Annotated in this window: 31 protein-coding genes and 1 riboswitch; of the genes, 7 read left to right on the forward strand and 24 right to left on the reverse strand. The window is 64.1% G+C overall.

The window, feature by feature from the left end:
* Nucleotides 1-63 precede the first annotated feature (63 nt).
* From QA635_RS37995 to QA635_RS38005, 3 genes are all read right to left on the reverse strand, one after another.
* Nucleotides 64-990 carry a DMT family transporter gene (locus tag QA635_RS37995; RefSeq protein ID WP_283064975.1) on the reverse strand — a complete coding sequence of 309 codons (927 nt, stop codon included), beginning with the start codon at nt 988-990 and terminating at the stop codon, nt 64-66.
* A gap of 43 nt (nt 991-1033) precedes the next feature.
* On the reverse strand, nt 1034-1714 hold the full coding sequence (locus tag QA635_RS38000; RefSeq protein ID WP_283064976.1) for a transglutaminase-like domain-containing protein: 681 nt from the start codon (nt 1712-1714) through the stop codon (nt 1034-1036).
* A 159-nt stretch (nt 1715-1873) separates the two neighbouring features.
* Nucleotides 1874-2095 (reverse strand): hypothetical protein, encoded by a 222-nt coding sequence (locus QA635_RS38005; protein ID WP_092086575.1) that lies wholly within the window; start codon nt 2093-2095, stop codon nt 1874-1876.
* A gap of 203 nt (nt 2096-2298) precedes the next feature.
* Between QA635_RS38005 and QA635_RS38010 the strand changes: the two genes are divergently transcribed.
* On the forward strand, nt 2299-2553 hold the full coding sequence (locus QA635_RS38010) for a hypothetical protein (protein WP_092086578.1): 255 nt from the start codon (nt 2299-2301) through the stop codon (nt 2551-2553).
* On the opposite strand, the gene crcB is transcribed toward QA635_RS38010, so the two are convergent.
* Nucleotides 2550-2936 (reverse strand): fluoride efflux transporter CrcB, encoded by a 387-nt coding sequence (crcB, locus tag QA635_RS38015; protein WP_283064980.1) that lies wholly within the window; start codon nt 2934-2936, stop codon nt 2550-2552. The genes QA635_RS38010 and crcB overlap by 4 nt on opposite strands.
* Entirely contained in the window at nt 2933-3106 is a 174-nt protein-coding gene (locus QA635_RS38020; protein ID WP_225161321.1) for a hypothetical protein, read from the reverse strand. The genes crcB and QA635_RS38020 overlap by 4 nt, the downstream gene beginning before the upstream one ends.
* A 68-nt stretch (nt 3107-3174) precedes the next feature.
* Nucleotides 3175-3235: riboswitch (Fluoride riboswitch) on the reverse strand.
* Between the two features lie 151 nt (nt 3236-3386).
* Here QA635_RS38020 and QA635_RS38025 point away from each other — a divergent pair.
* Nucleotides 3387-3854 (forward strand): energy transducer TonB family protein, encoded by a 468-nt coding sequence (locus QA635_RS38025; RefSeq protein ID WP_283064983.1) that lies wholly within the window; start codon nt 3387-3389, stop codon nt 3852-3854.
* 22 nt (nt 3855-3876) lie between these two features.
* On the opposite strand, the gene QA635_RS38030 is transcribed toward QA635_RS38025, so the two are convergent.
* Nucleotides 3877-4071, reverse strand: coding sequence for a hypothetical protein (locus QA635_RS38030; protein WP_283064984.1), 195 nt, complete (start codon nt 4069-4071; stop codon nt 3877-3879).
* Nucleotides 4037-4213, reverse strand: coding sequence for a hypothetical protein (locus QA635_RS38035; protein WP_167350454.1), 177 nt, complete (start codon nt 4211-4213; stop codon nt 4037-4039). Before QA635_RS38035 ends, QA635_RS38030 begins: the two co-directional genes overlap by 35 nt.
* 179 nt (nt 4214-4392) lie before the next feature.
* On the opposite strand from QA635_RS38035, the gene QA635_RS38040 reads away from it, so the two are divergent.
* Nucleotides 4393-4644, forward strand: a complete 252-nt coding sequence (locus QA635_RS38040) for a hypothetical protein (RefSeq protein ID WP_283064987.1) — start codon at nt 4393-4395, stop codon at nt 4642-4644.
* Between the two features lie 26 nt (nt 4645-4670).
* On the opposite strand, the gene QA635_RS38045 is transcribed toward QA635_RS38040, so the two are convergent.
* The 3 genes from QA635_RS38045 to QA635_RS38055 form a co-directional block, all read right to left on the reverse strand.
* Nucleotides 4671-4811: a hypothetical protein gene (locus QA635_RS38045; protein ID WP_157347178.1), complete on the reverse strand. Its 141-nt coding sequence runs from the start codon at nt 4809-4811 to the stop codon at nt 4671-4673.
* A gap of 57 nt (nt 4812-4868) precedes the next feature.
* On the reverse strand, nt 4869-5750 hold the full coding sequence (locus QA635_RS38050) for a DMT family transporter (RefSeq protein WP_038386117.1): 882 nt from the start codon (nt 5748-5750) through the stop codon (nt 4869-4871).
* 102 nt (nt 5751-5852) lie between these two features.
* Nucleotides 5853-6575 carry a TetR/AcrR family transcriptional regulator gene (locus QA635_RS38055; RefSeq protein ID WP_283072061.1) on the reverse strand — a complete coding sequence of 241 codons (723 nt, stop codon included), beginning with the start codon at nt 6573-6575 and terminating at the stop codon, nt 5853-5855.
* A gap of 115 nt (nt 6576-6690) precedes the next feature.
* Between QA635_RS38055 and QA635_RS38060 the strand changes: the two genes are divergently transcribed.
* The gene (locus tag QA635_RS38060) at nt 6691-7902 is read left to right on the forward strand and encodes a cytochrome P450 (protein ID WP_283064989.1); all 1212 of its coding nucleotides are present in this window, start codon (nt 6691-6693) and stop codon (nt 7900-7902) included.
* Nucleotides 7903-7983: 81 nt separating this feature from the next.
* Here the strand turns inward: QA635_RS38060 and QA635_RS38065 are convergent, their stop codons facing one another.
* On the reverse strand, nt 7984-8796 hold the full coding sequence (locus tag QA635_RS38065) for a response regulator (RefSeq protein ID WP_283064990.1): 813 nt from the start codon (nt 8794-8796) through the stop codon (nt 7984-7986).
* Between the two features lie 270 nt (nt 8797-9066).
* Here QA635_RS38065 and QA635_RS38070 point away from each other — a divergent pair, with 270 nt between their 5' ends.
* Nucleotides 9067-9270, forward strand: coding sequence for a NepR family anti-sigma factor (locus QA635_RS38070; protein WP_018269610.1), 204 nt, complete (start codon nt 9067-9069; stop codon nt 9268-9270).
* Nucleotides 9270-9818 (forward strand): sigma-70 family RNA polymerase sigma factor, encoded by a 549-nt coding sequence (locus QA635_RS38075; RefSeq protein WP_016847265.1) that lies wholly within the window; start codon nt 9270-9272, stop codon nt 9816-9818. The genes QA635_RS38070 and QA635_RS38075 overlap by 1 nt, the downstream gene beginning before the upstream one ends.
* A gap of 89 nt (nt 9819-9907) precedes the next feature.
* On the opposite strand, the gene QA635_RS38080 is transcribed toward QA635_RS38075, so the two are convergent.
* The gene (locus QA635_RS38080) at nt 9908-12814 is read right to left on the reverse strand and encodes an EAL domain-containing protein (protein WP_283065002.1); all 2907 of its coding nucleotides are present in this window, start codon (nt 12812-12814) and stop codon (nt 9908-9910) included.
* 218 nt (nt 12815-13032) lie between these two features.
* Between QA635_RS38080 and QA635_RS38085 the strand changes: the two genes are divergently transcribed.
* Nucleotides 13033-13398 (forward strand): methylamine utilization protein, encoded by a 366-nt coding sequence (locus QA635_RS38085; RefSeq protein WP_028334698.1) that lies wholly within the window; start codon nt 13033-13035, stop codon nt 13396-13398.
* 19 nt (nt 13399-13417) lie between these two features.
* On the opposite strand, the gene QA635_RS38090 is transcribed toward QA635_RS38085, so the two are convergent.
* The 12 genes from QA635_RS38090 to QA635_RS38145 form a co-directional block, all read right to left on the reverse strand.
* Nucleotides 13418-14401, reverse strand: coding sequence for a hypothetical protein (locus QA635_RS38090; protein WP_283072064.1), 984 nt, complete (start codon nt 14399-14401; stop codon nt 13418-13420).
* 502 nt (nt 14402-14903) lie between these two features.
* Complete coding sequence (locus tag QA635_RS38095) at nt 14904-15932, reverse strand: cytochrome-c peroxidase (protein ID WP_283065004.1); 1029 nt, start codon at nt 15930-15932, stop codon at nt 14904-14906.
* 179 nt (nt 15933-16111) lie between these two features.
* A complete protein-coding gene (locus QA635_RS38100) occupies nt 16112-17773 on the reverse strand; it encodes a CHASE domain-containing protein (protein ID WP_050387210.1) in 1662 nt (553 codons plus the stop codon).
* Nucleotides 17774-17777: 4 nt separating this feature from the next.
* Nucleotides 17778-18098, reverse strand: a complete 321-nt coding sequence (locus tag QA635_RS38105; protein WP_283065008.1) for a hypothetical protein — start codon at nt 18096-18098, stop codon at nt 17778-17780.
* Nucleotides 18099-18174: 76 nt separating this feature from the next.
* Nucleotides 18175-18813, reverse strand: coding sequence for an urease accessory protein UreG (ureG, locus tag QA635_RS38110; RefSeq protein WP_283065010.1), 639 nt, complete (start codon nt 18811-18813; stop codon nt 18175-18177).
* Nucleotides 18814-18984: 171 nt separating this feature from the next.
* The gene (locus QA635_RS38115) at nt 18985-19722 is read right to left on the reverse strand and encodes an urease accessory protein UreF (RefSeq protein WP_283065011.1); all 738 of its coding nucleotides are present in this window, start codon (nt 19720-19722) and stop codon (nt 18985-18987) included.
* The gene (locus QA635_RS38120) at nt 19703-20320 is read right to left on the reverse strand and encodes an urease accessory protein UreE (RefSeq protein ID WP_283065012.1); all 618 of its coding nucleotides are present in this window, start codon (nt 20318-20320) and stop codon (nt 19703-19705) included. The genes QA635_RS38115 and QA635_RS38120 overlap by 20 nt, the downstream gene beginning before the upstream one ends.
* A 7-nt stretch (nt 20321-20327) precedes the next feature.
* Nucleotides 20328-20627 carry a putative quinol monooxygenase gene (locus tag QA635_RS38125; protein WP_028342270.1) on the reverse strand — a complete coding sequence of 100 codons (300 nt, stop codon included), beginning with the start codon at nt 20625-20627 and terminating at the stop codon, nt 20328-20330.
* A 24-nt stretch (nt 20628-20651) separates the two neighbouring features.
* Nucleotides 20652-20951, reverse strand: coding sequence for a putative quinol monooxygenase (locus QA635_RS38130; protein WP_024581875.1), 300 nt, complete (start codon nt 20949-20951; stop codon nt 20652-20654).
* Nucleotides 20952-21062: 111 nt separating this feature from the next.
* On the reverse strand, nt 21063-22778 hold the full coding sequence (ureC, locus tag QA635_RS38135) for an urease subunit alpha (protein ID WP_283065013.1): 1716 nt from the start codon (nt 22776-22778) through the stop codon (nt 21063-21065).
* 1 nt (nt 22779) lies between these two features.
* Entirely contained in the window at nt 22780-23334 is a 555-nt protein-coding gene (locus QA635_RS38140; RefSeq protein ID WP_283065014.1) for an HD domain-containing protein, read from the reverse strand.
* 4 nt (nt 23335-23338) lie between these two features.
* On the reverse strand, nt 23339-23644 hold the full coding sequence (locus QA635_RS38145) for an urease subunit beta (RefSeq protein WP_139480290.1): 306 nt from the start codon (nt 23642-23644) through the stop codon (nt 23339-23341).
* Nucleotides 23645-23669: the final 25 nt, after the last annotated feature.

Here is a 23669-nt window from a genome sequence, read left to right on the forward strand (position 1 = left end):
TGAATCAACGCTGGATTCAACGCACGAGGCCGGAAATGGTTGCACTTTGGGAGGGAACCGGATCTATTTGCGCAGGCTGGCCCAGACGCCGCCGAGGATCAAAAGGCCGCCAACCAGATGGATCAACTTCGGCGGCTCGCCAAGGATGATCCAGGACAGCAGCGCGCTCGCGATCGGCGCGACGTAGAGCACCAGCGAGCTCCGCACCGAGCCGAATCTCGCGCCGAGCCAGGCGAAGCCCGCATAGGCGATCAGGCCGGGCACGAGGCCGGCGAAGACATAGGCCTCGAACGCCCGGGTGTTGAACACCTCCGCGGGCGTCGCCCACATCTCCCGGAGCGCCGGCGGCAGCGAGCACAGCGCGCCGGCCGCCGAGAACAGGCTGACCCGCGCCAGCAGCGAGGCGCGCGGCGCGACGCGCGACTGCAGCAGCGTGTAGCCGGACCAGCCGAGCATCGCGCATACCACCAGGAGATCGCCCCAGGCCGCGCTCGATTGCGTCAGCGTTTCCAGATGACCGCCCGAGACGATCAGGAGCGCGCCGCCGAGCGCCAGCGCCGTGCCGAGCCATTGCAGCGGACCGATATGCTCGATGCCGAGCGCCGCCGAGATCAGCAGCACCATGATCGGCGACAGCGCGAAGATCAGCGCGATGTGGATCGCCGTGGTCGTGATGCCGGCGATGTAGACCGGGCCGCCGCACAGGAACATGCCGAGGAAGCCGGCGGCGAAGATCGGCCAGAGGTTCTGCGCCAGCGGGATCTTGCCGTCGCGGATCGCTGCAATCGCAAACGGCGCGAGGCCGATGGCGATGATGCTCCAGCGGAAGAAGGCGAGCGAGAACGGCGGCACTGAGCCGGCGAGGCCGCGCGCCAGAACCTGGTTGGAGGCCTGTCCGACCGCAACCAGGATGAAGCCGGTCAGCGCAACCGCGTCCTCCCAGCCTCTGGCGGGGCGGCTGACCTGCGCTTTCGGCAGTTCCGCATCCATGACACCGCCCCCTCAGCCGGCGCGCGATCGGCTCACAGGTCCGCTACTGCTCGGCCGCCTCGCGCTCCATGTCGCGGCCGGCGAGATCCTCGCCCTGCATGTTGGCGTATTCGCGCGCCATCTCGCGCATCAGGAATTTGGCGGGGACGTCGTGATAGCTGCCGTGGCCGTTGACATACTGCATGTAGGCCCGCCCTTCGCCGTCGAAGGGATGCAGCAGCGCGTCGGCATGGCCGTCGAAATCGAGCGGCTTGACGCCGAGCTTGGCGCACAGCGTGTCGTTGAAAGTCGGGGTCGCCTTGCGCCAGGCGCCATCGACGAACACGTCGGTGAAGCCGTGCCAGGTGAACAGGTCCGAGCCCATGCTCTGGCGCAGCTTCTCGGTGGTGAGATGGTTGCGCACATCGGCGAAGCCGACCCGCGCCGGGATGCCGTGGACGCGGCAGGCCGCGGCATAGAGCGCCGCCTTGCCGACGCAGTAGCCGTTGCCGGCGGCGAGCACGCTGGAGGCCCGGTAGCTCTCGGGCGAGCGCATGCTGACATAGGGGTTGTAGCGGATGCCGTCGCGCACCGCGGTGTAGAGCCGGCGCGCCTTGTCGCGCGCGCTGGCGTCAGACGTAACGGCGGCGCGGGCGAACGCCTCGACGGCGGGATGGTCGCTGTCGACATATTCGCCAGGGTCGGTGTAGAGGCGGCTGATCGTGTCGGGGAGATGCTCGGTCATGGCGCAAGCTTAGCAAGCCATGTGGGCAGTTCAATGCAGCACGTGCAGCCCGTCCCGCAGCCCTGCCCCGCTCCGATTGAATCGAAACGGGGGCCTGGATTTCAGTTTTGACACGCGTTTTCTTCACGCGAACCGGTGCCCACGTCGCTCGAAAACGCGCTAGTTCTTGAAGTGTTCGTCCAACTGCGGCGGCGGGTAGCTGCGCCGCCTGGCCTTGAAATATTCACGTGCGAAATGGATGCCGATCCCGATCAGGAACGGCGGCGCAAGCGCGGCGGCGATCATCAGCGCGGTGATCGACTTCGGCGTCAGGATGTCCAGCACCATCGACGCCAGCAGCCACAGCGTGGCAGCAATCACCGCGACGTCGACGTGCTTCATTCCCCGGTCTTTCCCTTGGTTCCTGGCTGCCATCCGGGTTCCATCCTACCGGCTGGTCCCGGACGCGCCAAGGATTCCGGGCGGCAGACGGTACCTCCAGCCCTTCACTTTTTTGGAACGGCGCTTGCGCAGGCCACGTTGGTGCAGAAGTCCTGGATCCAGGATCAAATCTTGATCCGGATCAGCCGAGCACGGAGGCCGCGATGGGCAACTCCAGTGACATCCACAGCGGCGTCGACCATCCCGCCAGCCGGAACGGCGTCAACGATCCCGTCGACGGCGTCGATGTGAAGCGAACCTTCAACGACAACCAGACGCCGCACGAACGTGCGCAATGGGCCGCCGATGTGCGTGCCGACGCCTCGCCTCGGCGGGGCGAACCGTTCCTGCCCGAAGCGCTGCGACGGCCGCCAACCGCACCGCTCAATCCACGCACCGGCCGCCGCGCGACTGACTAGGCTGTGAACGCCCGCACCAGCAGCAGGCCGCCGAACAGCGCGAGAATCGAGAGCGCGACGGAGGCCGCCATGTAGGTGCCGGCCGACCATAGCTCGCCGCGCTGCATCAGCACGATCGCGTCGAGCGAGAAGGTCGAGAAGGTGGTGAAGCCGCCGCAAATGCCGACGGTGAGAAACACCCGCATCGCCTGGCTGGCATTCCAGCTCAGCGCGAACGCCTCCGCAAAGACGCCGATCAGGAATGAACCTACGATGTTGATCACCAGCGTGCCCCAGGGAAAGTCCGTGCCGACCAGGCGCCCCGCGCCGATCGCCACCAGATAGCGCGCGACCGATCCCAGCGAACCGCCGATCGCGACCGCCGCCAACAACTGAACGTTCAATGCTCCACCTTTCCGGCTCGCCATTCGACGAAGCCCGCCACCAACCCAAGCACGAAGGTCGCGGCCACCAGTTCGCCCGGCGCGCCGACCAGCAGGGCGACGACACCGACGAGCCAGATCGACCCGACCAGCGACAATGCGATTGAGAGTGAACCAGGAAGACCCGTCATGCGCTGTCCCTTCTCATTCGCGGGACACGGCGGGTCGGCGGTGGCGCATGCTCCTACCGACGCTGTCGCGCCCGGTAGGAGTCATCAGCCTTGCGGCGGTTATCGGGGGACTCCATCCCCATCAACGTGGCGATGCTACGGTGCACGGCGGATGCGGGCAAGATGTTTTCGGGAGCAGATGCTTGATCGATCTCCGGCGCATAACGAGTTGTACGCCTTGCAATCAACCAAAGCGCGAATAGAATGAATTGCTGATTATGAAAGTGGACCAATTCGCTAGATGTTGCGACGGCTCGTTGTTTGTATTGCTTTGCTCGTTGCTGCCTCAGCTCCCGCAATCGCTGAGGACAGTGCAGCCCCGCAGGTCACCCCTTCAGTCGCGGCATGGAAGCAGGATATCTCCATCCGTCTGCGCCTGGCCCGGCGTTATCCACCGACACTCGCGCGTGGGCAGGGTGGCACCGCCACAGTCGCCTTCAGGATCGACCGCGCAGGTCATCTCGTGTCGAGTTGGCTTATCGAGAGCAGCGGTATTCCTGTGATAGACGCAGAAGCATTGGCAATCGTTGAACGGGCTCAACCCTTTGCTGCGCTGCCCGCGGACGTGGGGGACGATACTGCCGTTCTGACTGTGCCGTTCAATTTCGGAGCGATGCCGGCGCCCTCCTTGACGGAAAGCAATCCCGTTCCGCCACGGGACGATCCCGCCCTCAAGGCAAAGCTGAATTCAATCTGCCGCGGATGCTGAGCGACCCGCACGGCGCGGCCGCTCACGCCTGTTGCGACAGCATCGCGTTCAGCTCGACGGCTGTTCGCAGTTGCTCGATGCGCGCGACAATCTGCTCGCGTTCGGCGCCGCGCGGCAATTGAGCGAGCCGGCTTTCAAGTCGCACGCGGTGTTCCTCAAGGCGCTGCTCGAATGTGTGGGGTTCAGATCGCTTCCGCTTTTGAATCGTCTTCTGCATTATCGACCTTTGGCGGTTGAAGACCGGGGCTGTTGGCCCAGCGGTCCAGTTGCTCGATGACTTTCGCGTGGCTCGGGCGCCGCGGTTTCGGGGCTTCCGGCTCCTCGGACAGCTTGCGGGGAAGCTTGACGTGGTTGGCCATGGCATCTCTCCAGCGACATAACGAGATGGGCAGCCGGATCGTTCCTTTATTTTTTATCTAAGCTATTGATTTCATTTGATAATTTTACTCAATTGGCATTTTTATCTCAACCGGTGGAACCCCACGCGAGTTTGGCGGTTTAGCAAATTACTCAACAAGCTAAGTCTGGGTGTTTTGCGATGAATGAGCTTCGCGCTGAACGTCTTCAGGTCATGCTGTCGCCGGAGGAGTTGGCAGCCCTCGACGATTTCCGCTTCAAGCACCGCATGCCGACCCGCGCCGCGGCGGTCCGCGAGCTGCTCAAGCTCGGTCTGGCCGGCATTGGCACCGATGGGGCGGCAGGCGTGAAATCGAGCGATTACGGCGTGTTCAACCGGGGGCCCGATGGGCATACCCAGAGCGATGCCCCGCAAGAGGCGCAAGAGGATTGAGGGCGCGTTGGCGCTGGCGTGGCGGTTCAGCCCGCGGCGAACAGGTCGACAATCGCCTTCAGGCTGCACACCACGAGGGCCGACGTGAACATCGCCGTGCCGAGATCTGCGAGATAAAGCAGTTGCGCCCTCTGCTCCGCATCAAGCCGCGCGATCGCCTTGCGCATGGCCAAGCTCCCTTTTCGGGAGAACGCGATGCACCGATGTCCGTTCCCTCGCCTGCGTCAGGCTCGCTGCAGCGCCAGCGTCACGCCGCCGAGCGTCAGTGCCATGGCGCCGATCTCGCGCAGCCCCAGCGGCTCACCAAGAATGATCGCAGCCGACACCACGCCGATGACCGGCACCAGCAGCATGCCCGTTGACGCCGAGGTCGGCGGCAGGCGGCGCAGCGTCTCGAACCAGGTGAGATAGCAGATCCCCATCGGCATCAGCGTCATGTAGGCAAAGCAGCCGAGGCCGAGCGGCGTGATCGCGGCATAGTTCGGATGCTCGAAGAGAATGCCGAGCAGGAGCATCACGAGGCAGCCGATGCCGACCTGCCAGGCGACCACCGCGAGCGGCGGCATCGGCAGCGGCTTGCGATTCAGCACGTTGCCGAGCGCGAACAGGATGGCGCAGGCGAGCGCCAGCGCAATACCGGTGAGCTTGTCGGCGCTGAACGCAAAGCCATTGCCGCCGAGTAGGAGCGCAACGCCGGCGACGCCGAGCACCAGAGCCGCAAGATCCCGCAGCGTCGGGCGGCTGTGCAGCACCGGCCAGGCGAACAGCATCGCCCAGATCGGCATGGTGTAGGCGAGCAGCGCGCCCTCGCCGACCGTGACGAATTTCATCGCGATGGTGCCAAAGCCCATCCAGGCGAAGACATTGGTGAAGGAGGCAAACAGCAGCCGCGGGATCGCCTCGCGCGGCACGGCGAGCGACTGTCCGCGGGCCAGCGCCAGCGTGCCCAGGATCACCGCCGCGCAGGTGCCGGCAAGCCCGCGGGCGAACAGCGGCGGCCATTGCTGCAGCAACAGCTTCATCAGCGGCCAGTTCAGGGCCCAGCCGAAGGCCGTCACCACCAGGCAGAGAAAGCCCACCGTTCTATCGCGCTGCGTCGTATCCATGGGCCGCGCTTAGCAGGCGAACGCACGGGATTCCACATCGCTTCGCGTATGAGGGGGACGTGGCCTATGCAGGGACGCGCGGCACGTGCGGACACCGCTCCGTCAGGCGAAGGTGCCGATCGTGATCCGCGGCCAGCCGTCGCTTTTCCGCGCGGCGGCAAGCCTGGCCGTCCAGGCATCGATCAGGCTTGCGATCAGCAGGCGGCCGGTGCCGCGCATGTCGGGCAGTTTCATGGTCGGCGTGCCGAGCGTGAGCGCGACCACGCCGTGGGTTGCCGCCAGCAGCGCGGTTGCGAGCCGCTGCGGCAGGCCAGGCGCCGGCTCGGCGCCATGTGCAGCCAGAAATTCCCGCACCGAGATCACGAACAATTCGTAGCTGCGGCGCGCGATCTCGGTCTCGCCGAAATAGACGCCGTCGGGAAAACGGCGGTCCTCGATCGTACCGGACATCGAGAACAGTGAGCGGAAGTGATCGGGATTGTCGGCCCAGTAATCGAGATAGGTTTCCATCACGCGCCGCAGCCGCAGATCGCTGTCGGTCGTCTCCGCGCGGACCCGCTCGAGGCGTTCGGCGACCGCCTCGAGATTCTGCTGCTTCACCGCGAGCAGCAGCAACAGCTTGGTCGGGTAATATTTGAGGACGGTGCCCTTCGAATAGCCGAGCGCGTCGGCGATCTTCTGGATCGAAACGGTCTCCAGCGTGCCGGCGGCGAACTCCTTGCGCGCGGTCTTAAGGATCAGCGCCTTCAGCGCCTCCTTGTCGGCCTCCTGGCGCGCCCTGCGCTGAAAGCGCCGTGCGCCTTTGGCTCGCTCCACGATCGACATCCCCATCTGCCTCGCGCCTCCATGCCGCGCACCCGCCCCGATGGCAACCCCGCCCTTGCAATATGCAAGTTAATTGACTATGGTCAATTAATTATTGACAAGACGGGAGGACCCGATGAACAGCCATGCGAGCCCCCTTGAAGACGAAATTGTCCGCAGCGATTTCGATCCGTTCAGCGCGGCGACGCGGGCCGATCCCTACGGCACCTATGCGGAGCTGCGTGCCGCGGCGCCGGTCATCCGCCTGACCAAATATGACATCTGGGCGGTGCCGCGTTTTGCCGAGGTCAAGACGATCTTCGGAGACCATGTCAATTTCAGCAACGCCGGCGGCGCGGGACTTGCGAACCACTTCAAGGAAAAGCCGTGGCGGCCGCCAAGCATCGTGCTGGAAGCCGATCCGCCGCTGCACACGCGAACCCGCGCGGTGCTGGCGCGGATCCTCTCACCCGGCGCGATGCGGCGGCTTGCAGATGATTTCAAGTCAACGGCGACGCGGCTGATCGACGGGCTGGTCGAGCGCGGATCGTTCGACGCCATCAAAGACATCGCGGAGGTGTTTCCGGTCAGCGTGTTTCCCGACGCGCTCGGCATCGACCAGGAGGGCCGCGAGAACTTCCTGACCTATGGCGCGATGGTGTTCGCCGGCTTCGGGCCCGAGAACAACTATTTTCGCGATTTGATGCAAGAGGCGCCGCGGGTGCTGCCGTGGGTCGCGGCGCGCTGCCAGCGCGAGGCGCTGCGCCCGGGCAGCTTTGGCGCGCAGGTCTATGAGGCGGCCGACGCCGGAGAGATCAGCGCGGAGGAGGCGCCATTGCTGGTGCGTTCGCTGCTCTCGGCCGGGCTGGACACCACGATCAGCGCGATCGGCATGGCGCTGTACACGCTTGCGCGCCATCCCGAGCAATGGTCGCTGCTTGCAGCCGATCCGTCGTTGTCGCGCGCGGCATTCGACGAGACGCTGCGCTTCGATTCACCGGCGCCGTTCGTGTTCCGCACCACGCCGCATGACACCGAGATTGCAGGCGCCAGGATCGGCAAGCACGAGAAGGTGCTGCTGCTGCTCGCCTCCGCCAATCGCGACGAGACGCGCTGGGAGCATGCCGACCAATTCGACGTCAGACGGCGGCTCTCCGGACACATGGGCTTCGGCGTCGGCATCCACGGCTGCGTCGGGCAGATGGTGGCGCGGCTGGAAGCCGAGGCCGTGATCACAGCGCTCGCCAGCCGCGTCAAGCAGCTCGAGATTGCAGGCCCCACAGCCTTCCGCGACAGCTCGGGCCTGCGGGCGCTCAGCACAATGCCGGTCCGCGTGACGCCGAAGTAACGTCGCTATCGAAGGCTTGAAAAAGACCGGCGTACCTTTCGGCACGCCGGTCTGGATTTTGCTCCCTTGCGTAAACTCAGATCATGCCGATGCCGCGCGCGGCGTGCGGTTGCGCGAGTTGCGCTGGAAGAACAGCGCCTGGCTCGCCACCGCCGACACCATCGCCGGCTGGAACGGCTTTGAGATCAGGAACGCCGGCTCCGGCCGCTCGCCGGTCAGGAAGCGCTCGGGATAGGCGGTGATGAACACCACCGGCACCTCGAAGGTCCGCAGCAACTCGTTCACGGCATCGAGGCCTGACGAGCCGTCGGCGAGCTGGATGTCGGCGAGGATCAGGCCGGGCTTCTTGTTCTTGGCAAGCGCCACCGCGTCGGAATGCGTGCGCGCAACGCCGATGACGTTGTGGCCGAGATTCTTCACCAGGCTCTCGAGGTCCATGGCGATGAAGGTCTCGTCCTCAATGATCAGGACGTCGGTGGCGATCTCGGCGGCCATCTCGCGGCCGGCGGCATCGGTGAGCTTGCGCGTCTCGGCGATATCGGTGCCGAGAATGTAGCCGACCTCCTCTTCCGAGAAGCCCTCCAGCGACAGCAGCAGGAAGGCCTGGCGCGGCAGCGGCGTGATGTTGGACAGCCGACGCTCCGGCGGCAGCGACAGCGTCGCCACGTCGACATTGTCGTTGTTGTTCACCGACACCGAATTCCAGATCTGGGTGAACAGCCGAAACAGGCCGGCGCGCGGGCCGTGGGTCTGATCCAGCAATGATCCATCCTGCAACAGGGCCTCGAGCATGGCCCCGACATAGGCGTCCCCCGACGCCTGATTTCCGGTCAGTGCGCGAGCGTAACGGCGCAACAGCGGAAGGTGTTCGGCAACGATCTGCGATCGGGACATTCCCACTCCATCCTTGTTCGTGAGGCCTGGCGGCCTGAAATCCGTTGTCTGGGGGCGACAGAATCCAGTTCTGGGACGACCCCGGTTCCCCTGCATGGCCGACTACGCGCGAAAGCCGAAAAAGTTCCGCGAAATAGTTCCAGCATTCCGGAACTTTCTGCGCAACTTTGCATTAGCTCCTGACCGACGAGGCAACGCGGCCAGCCTCTTTTTTCGAGGAAACGACTTGAAAATCAGAGACTTAACTCCCGGGGAAGCGTGGATCACATCATGAAGGAAGTAAAGAAGCAGGGCGGTCTCAACGCCGAGATTCAATCGAGAATCGGCCACCAGCTTCGCGCCATGTACGATGACGTGGTGCGACAGGGCGTACCCGACCGCTTTGCGGAGCTGATCCGCAAACTCGACGGGCCGGAGGCTGCGGCGGCTGCCGTCGCCGGGGGCGATACCGACAAGAACAATGGAGGGGACTAATGCCTCTCACGAATGAACTTCGCGACGATATCCTTGCGTCGGTCCCGAGCCTGCGCGCGTTCGCGATCTCGCTGTCCGGTAATGGTGACCGCGCCGACGATCTGGTGCAGGAGACCCTGCTGCGCGCGATCGCCAACATCGACTCGTTCCAGCCCGGCTCGAACCTCCCCGCGTGGCTGTTCACCATCCTGCGCAACCTGTTTCGCTCCGACTACCGGAAGCGGCGGCGCGAGGTCGAGGATGCCGAGGGCAATTATGCCAAGACGCTGAAGAGCCAGCCTTCGCAGGCGGCGCATCTGGAGTTCGAGGAATTCCGCGCCGCGCTCGAAAAGCTGCCGCAGGACCAGCGCGAGGCGCTGATTTTGGTCGGCGCGTCCGGCTTCTCCTACGAGGATGCCGCGGCAATCTGCGGCTGCGCGGTCGGCACCATCAAGAGCCGCGTCAACCGCGCGCGATCGAAGCTCTCCGCGCTGCTCTATGTCGACAGCGCGGAGGATTTCGGCCCCGACAACACCGTGCGCGCCGTGATCGGCGGCAATGGCGGCTAAGCGCGACCACGGCGATAAATAGGAAAAGGCGGCCCGCGGGCCGCCTTTTTCATGTTGGCCTGCAGGGCCCGGTGACACTCAACGCGCCGTCAGCTGGCCATCGCCTTGACGGACGCCGGCTTGAAGCCGTTTCTCAACTCGAGGATCTTGGCTGCGATTTCGGTCACCGGGACCGGGTGACTGAACAGGAAGCCCTGCGCCTCGTTGCAGCCTTCGGCCCGCATATGATCCAGCTGCTCGACGGTCTCGATGCCCTCCGCGATCGTGGTCATGCCGAGGCTTCTGCCGAGGCTGATGACGGCGCGGACGATCGACTTCGATCCATGCGTCGCGGTCGCGTCGCGCACGAAGGATTTGTCGATCTTGAGCTTGTCGAAGGGGAAGCTGCGCAGATAGCTCAGCGACGAATAGCCGGTGCCGAAATCATCCAGCGCGATGCGCACTCCCTGCGCCTTCAGCTTGTGCAGCGTTGCAAGCGTCTCGTTGCTGTTCGCGAGGAACACGGATTCGGTGATTTCGAGCTCCAGCCGGCGCGGCGACAATTTTGACGTCGCGAGCGCGCCGACGACGACGTCGGTGAAGTCGGCATCGCGAAACTGGACCGCCGAGACGTTGACCGCGAGCTTCATCTCGCTTGGCCAGGTCGTCGCCTGTTCGCAGGCGCGATTGAGCACCCATTCTCCCAGCGGGCCGATCAGACCGATCTCTTCCGCGATCGGGATGAACTGGTCCGGCGGCACCAGCCCGCGCTTGGGGTGATGCCAGCGCAGCAGCGCCTCGAAGCCGCAGATGCGGTCGAGATGGAGATCGTAGAGCGGCTGGTAGAACAACGAGAACTCGTCCTTGACCATCGCCTCGCGAAGGTCGAGCTCGATGGCCCGACGCCGCTGCAGGCTGGCGTCCATCGCAGGCTCGAAGAAGCGCCAGGTGCCGCGGCCTTCCATCTTGGCGCGGTACAAAGCGACGTCAGCGTTCTTCAGCAGCTTCTCGCCGGTGGTGCCGTCACCCGGCGACATCGAGATGCCGACGCTGCATCCGACGACGACGCGATGCCCGTTCAGCTCGTACGGCGCACCCACGCATTCCACGATGCGGCGCGCGAGGCGTTCGGCCTCGTCTCCGCCCTGGACGCCACACTGGATGACCGCGAACTCGTCGCCGCCCAAACGCGCGACGGTGTCGACCTCACGGACGCAGGCGTTGAGCCGGTCCGCGACTGCGCACAGCAGCTCGTCGCCGACCGGATGCCCGAGCGTGTCGTTGACCTGCTTGAAATTATCGAGATCGAGGCAGAACACCGCGAAGCCGAGCCCGCGGCCGACCTGCGCAACCGCCAGCTCGATCCGCTCGGCCAACAACGTCCGGTTCGGCAGCTTGGTCAGGGCATCGTGCCGGGCCATGAACGCGATCTGCGATTCCGCCCGTTGCTGTTCGGTGACGTCCTCGCAGGTGACGAGCCAGCCGCCATCGGTTGTCGGCCGTTGCGCGATCGCAATGATCCGTCCATCGCTGAGATGCTGCAGATAATTGCCGTCGTGCTGGGCCATCGACCGCTCGCGCTCCGCCAGCAGGTCGGTGACGGTCCGCTCGCCGTGATTGCCCGCGGCGATGCTCAGGTCGAGCACCTCCTCCATGGTCATTCCGGGAACGACAAGCTCCGGCGATATATCGAAGATCTCGCAGAACCGGCGGTTGGCGACCTGCAGCCGCGCCTCGCTGTTGTAGAGGCACAATCCTTGCGACATGTGCGTGAGCGCCGCGTCGAGCCGCAGATTGGTTTCATGCAGCTCGGCCTTCTGCTGCTTCAGCGCGGAGATGTCGCTGTATACGAGGACGACGCCGCCCTCCTGCGTCTCGCTGCGGCTGACGCGCAGCCAGCGTCCATCCGCAAGCTGCGCCTCGCTCGCAAAGCCATCGATGTCACCGTCGGCAGGCGCCAGCCTGGCGGCATCGAGCGGATTCGACTGCAGAAGCTGCGGCGAGAGACGGATGAATTCACTCGCGCGCGAGTTGGCCAGCGCGACCTGGCCATCCGCATCGAGCAGCACGACGCCCTCACGCGACGTTTCGAGCGCATCGGAAAGCCGTGCCTGCGCCGAGCGGCGTTGCGATACTTCTTGATTGACCATCCGCCGGATGTTGTCGCGCATCGTTTCCATGGCGGTCAGAAGCGTGCCAAGCTCGTCGGTCCCGCCCTTGGGGATGGTCGCGTCGAGGTCGCCGCCTGCGATGCTTCGCGCGGCCCGCGATGCGATCGCGACCGGTCCGATGATGCGGCGCGCCAGCAGCCACGAAAACAAGGCGGACAGAAACAGCGCGACGGTCAGCCCGGCGACGTTGAGCTGCAGGTCCCGCTTGATCGTCGAGAGCGCCTTTTGCCTGAACAGGAAGCCATCGCCGGCCGTATAATTGACCAGCAGCTCGACCTGCTGACTGACGATCTTGGAGTAACGATCGACATCGCCGACCGTCGCACCTGGTGCGCGCGGATCGGCCGCCGCGCTGCCCTCCGTGGAGGATCCGATCGCGCGCCGGTGCAGCGCCATCCAGGCGTCGGCGGCTTCCTGAACCTTTGCGGCGGCTTGCGCTGCGCGCGAGGATTGCGACCGATCGGCAGCAATCGCCAGGTCTTCCGAGAGCGTCTTCCCGAGCTTTTCAATCTGGCCATCGAGATTGGCGCGAATCTCCGGATCCGCGGTCAGCAGGCGTTGCGACGAGGCGACCCGCATCGCGGCGAAATCCGCACCGGCCGCGCGTGCATAGTTGATCGACATCAGGGATTCGTCGAACGTCTTGGCCACCAGATCGCCGGCATGTCGGATGCCGAGGATGGAGTACCCACCGAGGGCGACTGCAACGGCGCTCATCGCAAGGCAAAAAATCAGAATCTGGCTGCGGATCGAACCCTTGGTCAGGGCAAGACGCGAAAGGCGGCCGGTTGCGAACCGAAAGGCCGCACCGCTCTTTACCTTGAGGTTGCCAAATAGGCTGTCCATGCCCGCGTTTCGCCGTAGTGCTCGATACTCAAGCTACGCAGAAACGCGCAGCACTGCGGAAAATAACTGTCTGCTCAAAATTGCTTTAGTAGTGACTGGAACTCATGCTGAAATCGTTAAGATCAGCTGGCGATAATCACCCTTACAGGTGATCCGGGAGCCACATTTGCGGCCCCGGGATAGCCGATATTTGGTGTTCGAGGTTCAGCGGGGGTCTCATGCAGTCAGGCTTGTTGCGCGCCTTGCGCCTGGGCCAGTTCGGCCGCGTGCCGTTTGCGGCGGCGATCGTCACTGGAGCGCTTATTGGAGCAGCTTTGGGCGCAGCCCCTTATGTCATTTCGCAGAAGGATCGTGAATTCAAACCCGCGCAGATCTCGATCAAGCGGGGTGAGGTTTTACGGTTCGTTAACGATGACGGCGAACTGCTGCATCACGCTTATTTGAGCACTGATACGTTCAGCTTCGACTCGGGCGACCAGCAGCCGGGCAGCAAGTTCGACGTCACCTTCTCGGTGCCTGGCGACTACACCGTGCTGTGCGGTATTCACCCGAAGATGAAGCTCGCCGTCCACGTCGCCAAATAGCCGCCCCAGGCGCGGCGATCTACAGGACCGACGTCTTGAAGATCGCGGCGTGACCGAAATAGTAGACGAACAAGGTCACCGACAGCGCGGCACAGAGTGCGACCGGGGCAAGCCACGGCGCACGACGGTCGCGCGACAACACCTTGTTGTCGGCGACAATCGCAAGCAGGACAGCGATGATCGCCGAGTGTCCGATCGTGTCGATCTTGCCGAATTCGAAGCACGCGCTGATGAACATCCCCGTCAGCACGGCGGCGGCGCAGCGCCGGATCAGCGGCGTCCAGATCAAGGCAAAGGCAAGCGTGAATTCCACCATGCCGGCGGCGCGCATGTAGAACTCGTTGTCGAAGCCCAGCGTCATCGCAGAATGCTCGATCAGCAGCGGGAAGCTCCACTCCGGATAGGCCCATTTTTCGACCGAGGCCCACATCAACGTCACCGCGGCGGCGTAGCGCATCACGTCGATCGGCCGGACTCCGAACAGATCCTTGTTCAGCCCAACCAGTGCAAAATAGGCGGCAACACCGAGAAAGATCGGGTAATCGGCGAGGTGAAAGACACCGTAGTCGCGCACACCGATCCCGAACAGGACCACCATCCCCGCCGCCGACAGCGGCAGCGTGCGTCGTGACAGCATCCCGGCAGCGATGGCAAGCTGCAGCGCGCCGACATACGGCGACGTCGTCTTCAACTCGGGCGTCAGCAGGATGCCGCCCACGGCCCAGATCGAGATGAAGAAGAACCCGCACACGGCGCGCATCATCAATTCGGTGCGCAGCCGCAGCCCCTCGGTGACACGGTCCATGACCCGGATCGTGGCGTCACCCAGCGAGGTGGGCTCGATCAGGCAACCCGCAAACAGCCAGAAGATGGCGACGCCGAGCAGCAGCTCGAAATCCAGGCAAAGGACATTCTCGAGTCCGCGGGGCTGGCCGGCGACATCGTAGGCACAAAACCATTTGACATGTGCCTCGGCACTGCGCGCGGCGACGACACAAAACAGAACCGCTGCAAGGCACGTGGCGAAAAAGGAGCGCACCGCCGAGACGGTATCTCGCGCCCATCCACTAAACATTGAACCAACCGCCCACACACTTAAGGACTTGTTTAACTTATATCAAATTTTAAGCTTTGCGCCTGCCGGGACACCCCGTGGTTGCATTGTGGTTAATCGTGGCGGGCGAGCCCCCGGCCTGTCCCTTAGTGCAGTCTTTACAGCCGGTTCCCTCAAATTTTAGCTAATTCCGGCACGGGAGCTCAATTCAACTGTCGTAGTGAAATCCGGACAAATCGGATCGGGAGCCGGTACAGTGTTCGGAGCGTTGAGCGTCGTAAGTATCGGGGTGGGGTCGGCCCTCGCCTATGTGACAAGATCGTCCGCTGCGCGCACAGCGACCCTCGAGACCTGCGCGGGCGCATTCGTGATCGTGGGGCTCGGCCTCCTGGGCGCGGCGCTGCCGCACCTGTCCTGAACGAACCTCGTTCTGAACCGCGTTGAGCCGCGGTCAGCGCGGCAGTTTGGGGACGCCTGCCACCGGCGGGGCCGTTGCGGTCAGGGTTTGCAGGAAGGCGATGAGGTCGTTCTTCTCGTCTGCCGTCAGGGACAGCGGCTTGATGTCGGGCGATCGGCTCGGCCGATCGATCCCACCCTTGTTGTAAAGCTCGATGACATCTTCCAGCGTTGCCACCGATCCGTCGTGCATATAGGGCGCGCGGCGCGCGACGTCGCGCAATGTCGGCGTCTTGAACGCATATTTCAGCTTCGCCGAGGTCGGAAAGAAACGGCCGCGCCCGATGTCATGGCCCTTGGCGGTGCCGATATCCTGGAAGGATCCGTCGGAAAACGACGGGCCGCTGTGGCAAGCGGAGCAACGCGCCTTGCCGTTGAAAAGCTCAAAGCCGTGCTGGGCTGATTTGCTGATTGCGGTATCGTCGCCCTTGATCCAACGGTCGAACGGAGCCTCGCCTGCAACGATGGAGCGCTCGAAGGTCGCCAACGAGGCCTCGATCCTCGGCCGCGTGATCGCGCCGTCTCCGAATGCGTGGGCGAAGGCATCGACATAGCCGGGGATCGCCGAAAGTCGCGCGATCAATTCGGGCTCGGTCATGTTCAGGTTCGCCGGACTGAGGATCGGCCCGAACGCAACGGATTCCAGATCCCTGAACTTGCCGTCCCATCCCAGCGGCTCGAAGAAGGCCACATCGATCAATGTAGGCGAGCGGATCGGCAGGCCCTTGGGATCCTCACCGATGGCGCGCGGAAGGCCGTCGGCCCATGAAAGGGATGGCCTGTGGCAGCTCGCGCAGGAGTGCGTCCTTGACCTCGACAGCAGTGGATCGAAGAACAGCAGTTGCCCAAGCGCGGATTTCGCCTCCGAATAGGGATTGCTGCTCGGGAACGGAACGACGTCCGGCCGCCGATAGCTGGCACGGATTGTCGCAGGGTCGCCGGGCGGCGCTGCCGGAGTCAAGGCAAGCGACAGCCCTACCGGCAAAACTGCCGCGAGCAAGGTCAGGCTGACCCAAAGCCTCATCGGGGTCCTCAGACGGTATCCTGCTCGGTATATGCCCAAGCATGTTCAACGAAGTTTTAACAATCGGTTGCGGTCTATTACTGATAGTGGGCATTGGTCACGATGACGCCGGCGCATGCTTGCGCGCGTGATTTCGATCAATCCGCGCGTCGATCCGATCACACAACCTGAGGCAGCCGCTACTTCTTCACCGGGCGCAGCGGCGCGGAGAACTGCTCGGTGCGGTCGCGCTCGGTCATGTCGACGACGGTGTCCATCGGCGCGGTCAGTTCATAGACATAGGAGACGTCGGTGAAGTAACGCTTCGCGGTGCCACCGAGCGCCTCGGGCGCGACACGGTCGAGCAGGATCAGGCCGAAATCACTGTCGGCTCGCCGCGTCGCCTGGCTGGTGTTGAACTCTTCCCAGCGGAAATGAAAGACCGAGTCCGCATCCTCGCCGACGACCTCCCAATTGGCGACGATGTGCGGGTGCTTGCCGACCAGCGACAGCCCTTCGTCGGAATGCGAGGCGAGCTCGAAGAACAGCAGCGACAGCGATTGGGCGGCGCGGGCGCTGACCGTGATGTCGGGACCGTTCACCGCGATCCGGTCGGCATGCGGGATCGCGCGCGATTCGAACAGGCCCTTCAGCTTGACGCCCTGCCACTGGCTCTCGCTGAGCAGCGTGACGACGTTCGACATCGCATGGATGCGCCCGATCAAGAGTTCGCGCGCGACATCGATATCGGCGCCGTGCCGCAGCGTGCGGGTCACGATCGACTGGATCACAGCGAGGATGTTCTTGACGCGATGGTTGAGCTCGTCGATCACGGCGGTCAACCGGCGTTCGAATCCGATGCGGACCTCGATCTCGCGGCTGAGCCGCAAATTGTTGTAGGCGACATAGCCGAACAGGCCGCAGACGATGCCGGTCAGCGCGAGGCCGATCGCCGCGACGATGGTCGCGGTCTGCTGCGCACGCACCGTGGCGTTGCTCTTGGCGTAATAGTCGAGCGACCAGTCACGGCCGCCGAACGTCACCGTGCGCACCATCGACGGCAGCGGGCCGTCCTGGCGCACCGCGCGCGAGGTGACGATGCCCTGCTCGTTGGCGGTGAACTCGTCGTTGGAGTCGCGCGGATCCTTCAACGCCACCGCGAACAGCGAACTGTCGTCGTTGGTCAGCATCAGCGACGACAGCTCATAGGAGAAGGTGATGAAGCCGGCCGGCTCGGATGCGCCCTCCTGGAACACCGGCGCGGCGAGCACAACCCCGACCGGGCCGTTCTGCCGCAACAGCGGCACCGGGTCGGAGGCCACCGGCTTGGCGTTGGCCATCGCTCGCGCCAGCATCGGGCCCACCACCGAGTGGCGGTCGAAGGCGCGGCCTGGAATGCTCAAGGTCTCCGGATTGCGCGGCTCGACGTCCATCAGCACGTTGATCGGCTTGTCGAGCGCCTTGAGGTCGAGCGCCTGGTCGTCGAAATCCCGGATGGTCGGATTGGTGAAGCCGTTGGCCTTCAGCTCGGCCTCCGCCGCGGCCAGCTCGTCCGGCTTGAGCCGCGCGATCCAGGCGGCGACGACGAAATCGGTCTTGAAGGCGTAGATCGCCGAGCGCAGCGGCTGCAGCATGTTGGCCTTCACCATCGACGGCGCCCGGAACAGCCCCGAGGCCACCCGCGCCAGCAGCTCGCGCTCGGTCAGGCGGTCCTGCACCAGGCTGGCGTGGACGTCGATCGCCCGCGCCAGCGCGATGCCGTCGATCGCGAGCTCCTGATCGTGCACCCGATAGGCGGCAAGACCGGAGAGCAGAACTCCGATCAGCGCAATCAAGGCAACGATGAAGCCCAGTCGAACCACACGCTTACTCGGCAATCAGGGGGTGGCGAAAGGGGACGGAAGTCATCTGGCTTCTGCAAGGGCGGCGACAAATCAGGATGCGATGAAGGCCCGCCGCCAAGGAATATGGAATAGCGATCATCGGTCCGCAACAGGAGCCGGTCGGCAGCATTAACGACGACGCCACCCGGCGGTCTTTGGCGGCGCCAAAGGTTGCTAATCGGCAAAGTTGGAAATTGTTCCGGCGATTGCGCAGCTTTTTTGCGGCGGCCAGCGACATCCAGCCAAGTGCCTCACCGTCATCCTGAGGAGCGCGCAGCGCGTCTCGAAGGATGAACGGCCCCACCGGTGGCCGTTCATCCTTCGAGGCTCGCTCCTCAGGATGACGGGGATAAGGGTTCGCACCGCCACAATGATTAACGTCAGCCTGCCTTGACCTTGCCCTGCGACCGAAGGCCGCCCTTGGTCTCGATGAAGCTGATGATGCGATCGAGGCCGTCGCTCTTCTTCAGGTTGGTCATCACGAAGGGCCGCTCGCCGCGCATCCGCCTGGCGTCGGTGTCCATCTTCTCGAGTGACGCACCGACATGGGGTGCGAGATCGATCTTGTTGATCACCAGGAGGTCGGATCGCGTGATGCCGGGGCCGCCCTTGGAGGGGATCTTGTCGCCGGCGGCGACGTCGATGACGTAGATCGTGAGGTCAGCCAATTCCGGCGAGAAGGTCGCCGCCAGATTGTCGCCGCCGGATTCGATCAGCACCAGATCGAGGTCGGGGAATTTTGCCCGCATGTCGGCGACCGCGGCGAGATTCATCGAAGCGTCCTCGCGGATCGCGGTGTGCGGACAGCCGCCGGTCTCGACACCGGCGATGCGGTCCGGCGTCAGCGAACCGGAGCGCACCAGAAACTCGGCATCCCATTTGGTGTAGATGTCGTTGGTGATCGCGGCGATGTCGTAGTGCTCGCGCATCGACTTGCAGAGCAGGTCCATCAGCGCGGTCTTGCCGGAGCCGACCGGGCCGCCGACGCCGACACGAAGTGGGCCGTGGGAAGTGGGCATATCAGGTGCTCTTTCCTTGTCGTCCCGGCCGAGTGCGCAGTTGCGCACGGAGCCGGGACCCATAACCACCGAACTCGATTGTTGCGACGCGCTGGGGCCACAGCCCTGCACAACCACATGCGCCTGTGGTTATGGGTCCCTGCTCTCGCAGGGACGACAGCGGAGGGTGCATCATGACCGGAACAGCCTCGTGTATTGCGTCTCGTGACGCAGGCTAGCGAGATCGGCTCGAAAGGTCGCGCCGCCGAGATCGTCGAGCGAGGCCGCATTGGCCCGCGCCGCGGTTGCTGCCACGACCGGCTCGAGATCGGCCAGCACGCGCTGACTGGCGGTCTGCCCGAGCGGGATCAGCCGGCTGCCCGCGGAAATCCAGTTCGAGAGCACGGCATGCAGGAAGGCGTGCAGCACAGGCGCAAGCCGAATGCCGTGTGCAGCGCTGACGATGCCGACCGCGACCGGGTAGACGACAGGGCCGTCGCAAACCGCAATCATCGCGTCGAGGTCGGGCGAATTCCACGCGGCACGAGCAATCTCGATGAAGGCGCGCCCCTGCGTCGTGGTCTCGAGCTGCCGCTCGCGCGACGGCACGAAGGCAGCCGCGAGTTCGGCAATCTCCTTCAGCCCGGCATGATTGGGCTGCAACGCTACGCGAAAACTCTGCGCGAGAAACACCGCGTCGCAAAATCCGCTGCCGTCGGAAAGCATCGCGGCGAGCCAGCCGCGCAGCGACGCGGCATCCGTGATGTCGCCGGCCTCGACCGCCCATTCGATGCCGCTTGAATAGGCGAACGCCCCAACCGGAAAGGACGGCGACAGCCACGTCATCAGCCGGTACAGCGCGGCTGCCTCGTCCTCCGCCATCCCGCCGCGCATCGCGGCGGGATCAGGCTCATTTGTGGTCATGAGCATGGGAGTGATCGTGGTGATGATGAGCATGCTCGCAATGCTCATCATGATGATGGTGGTGGTCATGGTCAGACCCATGATCATGGCCATGGTGGTGACCGTGATCATGCGCATGGCTGTGGGCATGGTCGTGCCCGGTGTGACCATGCGCGTGCTCGTCGGCATGCGCATGCTCGGCATAGGCGCCGCCCTCGGGATCGAACGGTGCCTCGATCTCGATGACACGGGCCCCCAACCCCTTCACCATCGCCTCGATCACGTGATCCCTGCGGATGCGCAATCCCTTGGGCATGATCTGGGTCGGCAGATGACGGTTGCCGAGATGCCAGGCGACCCGGATCAGATGATGCGGATCGCTGCCGCGGATTTCCGCCAGCGGCTCGGGAGCTGCGACCACCTCGACGAGACGGCCGTCCTCCAGCACCAACGCATCGCCGCCGCGCAGCGCGACGGCGTTTTCGAGATCAAGCAGGAATTCGAGCCCGCGCGTCCCTGACATCACCATCCGCCGCCGGTGCCGATCGTCGAAATCGAGCACGACGGTATCGGCTGGCGCTTCCTTCCAGCGGTGCTGTCCCAGGATTTTGGTGGCGCGGATCATCGATGCCTCAGAGCTTCTCGACCTTGGCGTCGCTGATGATCTCGATCACCGTCGGCCCGGTCTTCATGTTAGCGGAATATTCGCGCCATACCTTCATGTGCGGCGCCCTGGCATGGCCGTTGAGATCCTCGCGGCTCTCCCAGCGCTCGACCACCACATAGAGGTTGGGATCGTTGACGCTGACATTGCCGTCATAGGAGATGCAGCCCTTCTCCTTGCGGGTCTCGACCGTGCAGGCCTTGTGCCCCTTGATGAAGTCGTCCTTGTTCTCCGGCTTCATCGGCGTGGTGGCGATGACATAGATCATGGATTATCTCCCTTCTTTTTCTCGTTAGCGGACGTCGACCTTCTCGGGCGTGATCACCTCGATCTTCGGCGGCGCGGCCATGCATTTCACCGCGACCCGGCCGAACGTCTTCATGTGCTCGGCGGTGCGATGCGGCACCAGCGCCTCCGCGTTCTCCCACTGCTCGACGAACACCATCTTGCTGTGGTCGGTGACGCTCTCATGCAAATCGTAGGCGATGTTGCCGGGCTCCTTGCGGGTTTCCTTGATGCAGGCCGTCGCCGCGGCGATGAATTCGGCGCGGGTCTCGGGCTTGATGGTCAGCGTGGCAACGACGTAAATCACGGAAATTCCTCCCGGTTTTCTGTTTTGGCTTGAGTCTTGTTTTGACGCGTTTTCTTTCCGCGAACCGGAAATCCAGTTCACTCGAAGACGCTCTGGTCACCGGGACGGGTTTTAGAACATAAAATAGCGCTGTGCCATGGGCAGCACCTCGGCCGGCGCGCAGGTCAGCAGCTCGCCGTCTGCGCGTACCTCATAGGTCTCGGGATCGACCTCGATCTCGGGCGTCGCGTCGTTGTGGATCATGCTCTTCTTGGAGATCTTGCCGCGGGTGTTCTGCACCGCATAGAGCTTCTTGGCTGTGCCGAGCTTGCGGGCGAGACCGCCGCTCGCCGCGGCCTTCGAGGTGAACACCACCGAGGACGCGGTGAGCGATTTGCCGAAGGCGGCGAACATCGGCTGGTAATGCACCGGCTGCGGCGTCGGGATCGAGGCGTTGGGATCGCCCATCGGCGCCGCCACGATCGAGCCGCCCTTGATGATGCAATCCGGCTTGACGCCGAAAAACGCCGGCGACCACAGCACGAGGTCGGCCATCTTGCCCTTCTCGACGGAGCCGATCAGCTTCGACACGCCGTGCGCAATCGCGGGGTTGATGGTGTATTTGGCGATGTAGCGCTTGACGCGGAAATTGTCGTTGTCGTTGCCCTTGTCCTGCGGCAGCGACCCGCGCTGCTTCTTCATCTTGTCCGCGGTTTGCCAGGTGCGGATGATGACCTCACCCAACCGGCCCATCGCCTGCGAGTCCGACGACATCATCGAGAGCGCGCCGAGGTCGTGCAGGATATCCTCGGCGGCGATGGTCTCCTTGCGGATCCGGCTCTCGGCGAAGGCGAGGTCTTCGGCGATCGACGGATCGAGGTGATGGCACACCATCAGCATGTCGAGATGCTCGTCGATGGTATTGCGGGTGAACGGCCTTGTCGGATTGGTCGAGGACGGCAGCACGTTCTTCAGGCCGGCAATTTTAATGATATCCGGCGCATGGCCGCCGCCGGCGCCTTCGGTATGGAAGGCATGGATGGTGCGGCCCTTGAAGGCCTTGATCGTATCCTCGACGAAGCCGGATTCGTTCAGCGTGTCCGAATGCAGCATCACCTGAACGTCGTAATCGTCCGCCACCGACAGGCAGGTGTCGATCGCCGACGGCGTCGTGCCCCAATCCTCGTGCAGCTTGAGCGCGCAGGCGCCGCCCTTGATCATCTCGACCAGCGCCGCCGGACGCGACGCGTTGCCCTTGCCGGAAATGCCGAGATTGACCGGGAAGGCGTCGAACGACTGGATCATCCGCCCCATGTGCCACGGACCGGGCGTGCAGGTGGTGGCAAAGGTGCCGTGCGAGGGTCCGGTGCCGCCCCCTAACATCGAGGTGACGCCAGACATCAGCGCATGCTCGATCTGCTGCGGGCAGATGAAATGGATGTGGCTGTCGAATCCGCCGGCGGTGAGGATCTTGCCCTCGCCGGCGATCACATCGGTGCCGGGACCGATCACGATGGTGACGTTGGGCTGGATGTCGGGATTGCCGGCCTTGCCGATCGCCGCGATCATGCCCTCCTTGATCGCGACGTCGGCCTTCACGATGCCCCAGTGATCGACGATCAGCGCGTTGGTGATGACAGTATCGGCCGCGCCCTGCGCGTTGGTCACCTGCGACTGCCCCATGCCGTCGCGGATCACCTTGCCGCCGCCGAACTTCACCTCCTCGCCATAGGTGGTGAGATCCTTCTCGACCTCGATGATCAAATCGGTGTCGGCAAGCCGAACCTTGTCGCCGGTGGTCGGGCCGAACATGTCGGCATAGACGGAACGCTTGATCTTCACGGACATGTCAGCCCCCAGTTTCAGCCAGCGCGGCCTTGGCGCGCGCAATCGTGTCGTCGAAAATGCGGTCCAGCCGCGGATTGATGCCCCGGCAACCGGCAACGACCTTGTCGGCCCAGGCCGCATAGTCGGCGAGATCGTCGCGCTCGTCCTTGCTTGGATGCGGCACGATCCGCGCGCCGATATTGCTGATCTTGTCGGCGGTCTTGATCAGCTTTGCACTGGGAGATTTGTGCGGAGCATCCTCGATCTGCTTTTGCCGGCGGGCAGGCTTTGGCAGGCTCATGTCATCGGTGCACTCGACCACCAGCGAGGCAACGCGTGCGGTGAACTTCTGCGCGAGCTCCTCGCGCGTGGTCTCGGTGTCCTCGATGGTGTCGTGAAGCCAGCCTGCCGCCACCAGCTCGGCATCGGCGCCATCAGTGACCTGCGCGAGCAGGTTCGCGACCTCGGCGAGATGGTTGATGTAAGGCTCACTCCCCCGCCCCTTGCGCGCCATCCCGTTGTGACGGTGCGCGGCAAGCTCGGCAGCTTCGGAGACCATGCGAACAGCGGGAAGCATGGCGCTACAGCTTCCCCTTCACCTCGGCGCGAAAGCCGTAGATCACGCGCTTGCCGGCGAGCGCGACGAGCTGGACGTCGCGGGTCTGGCCGGGTTCGAAGCGGACGGCGGTGCCGGCGGCGATGTCGAGGCGCATGCCGCGGGCTTTCTTGCGGTCGAATTTCAGCGCCGGGTTGGTTTCGAAGAAATGGTAGTGCGAGCCGACCTGGATCGGACGGTCGCCGGTGTTGGCGACCGAGAGCGTCACGGTCTTGCGGCCGGCATTGAGCTCGATCTCGCCGTCCTTGATGAAGCGTTCGCCGGGGATCATTCGTCTCTCCTGTCATTCCGGGGCG

Origin of the sequence: Bradyrhizobium brasilense, from assembly GCF_029714345.1 — a bacterium.
In the GTDB taxonomy this organism is placed as follows: Bacteria; Pseudomonadota; Alphaproteobacteria; order Rhizobiales; family Xanthobacteraceae; genus Bradyrhizobium; species Bradyrhizobium australafricanum.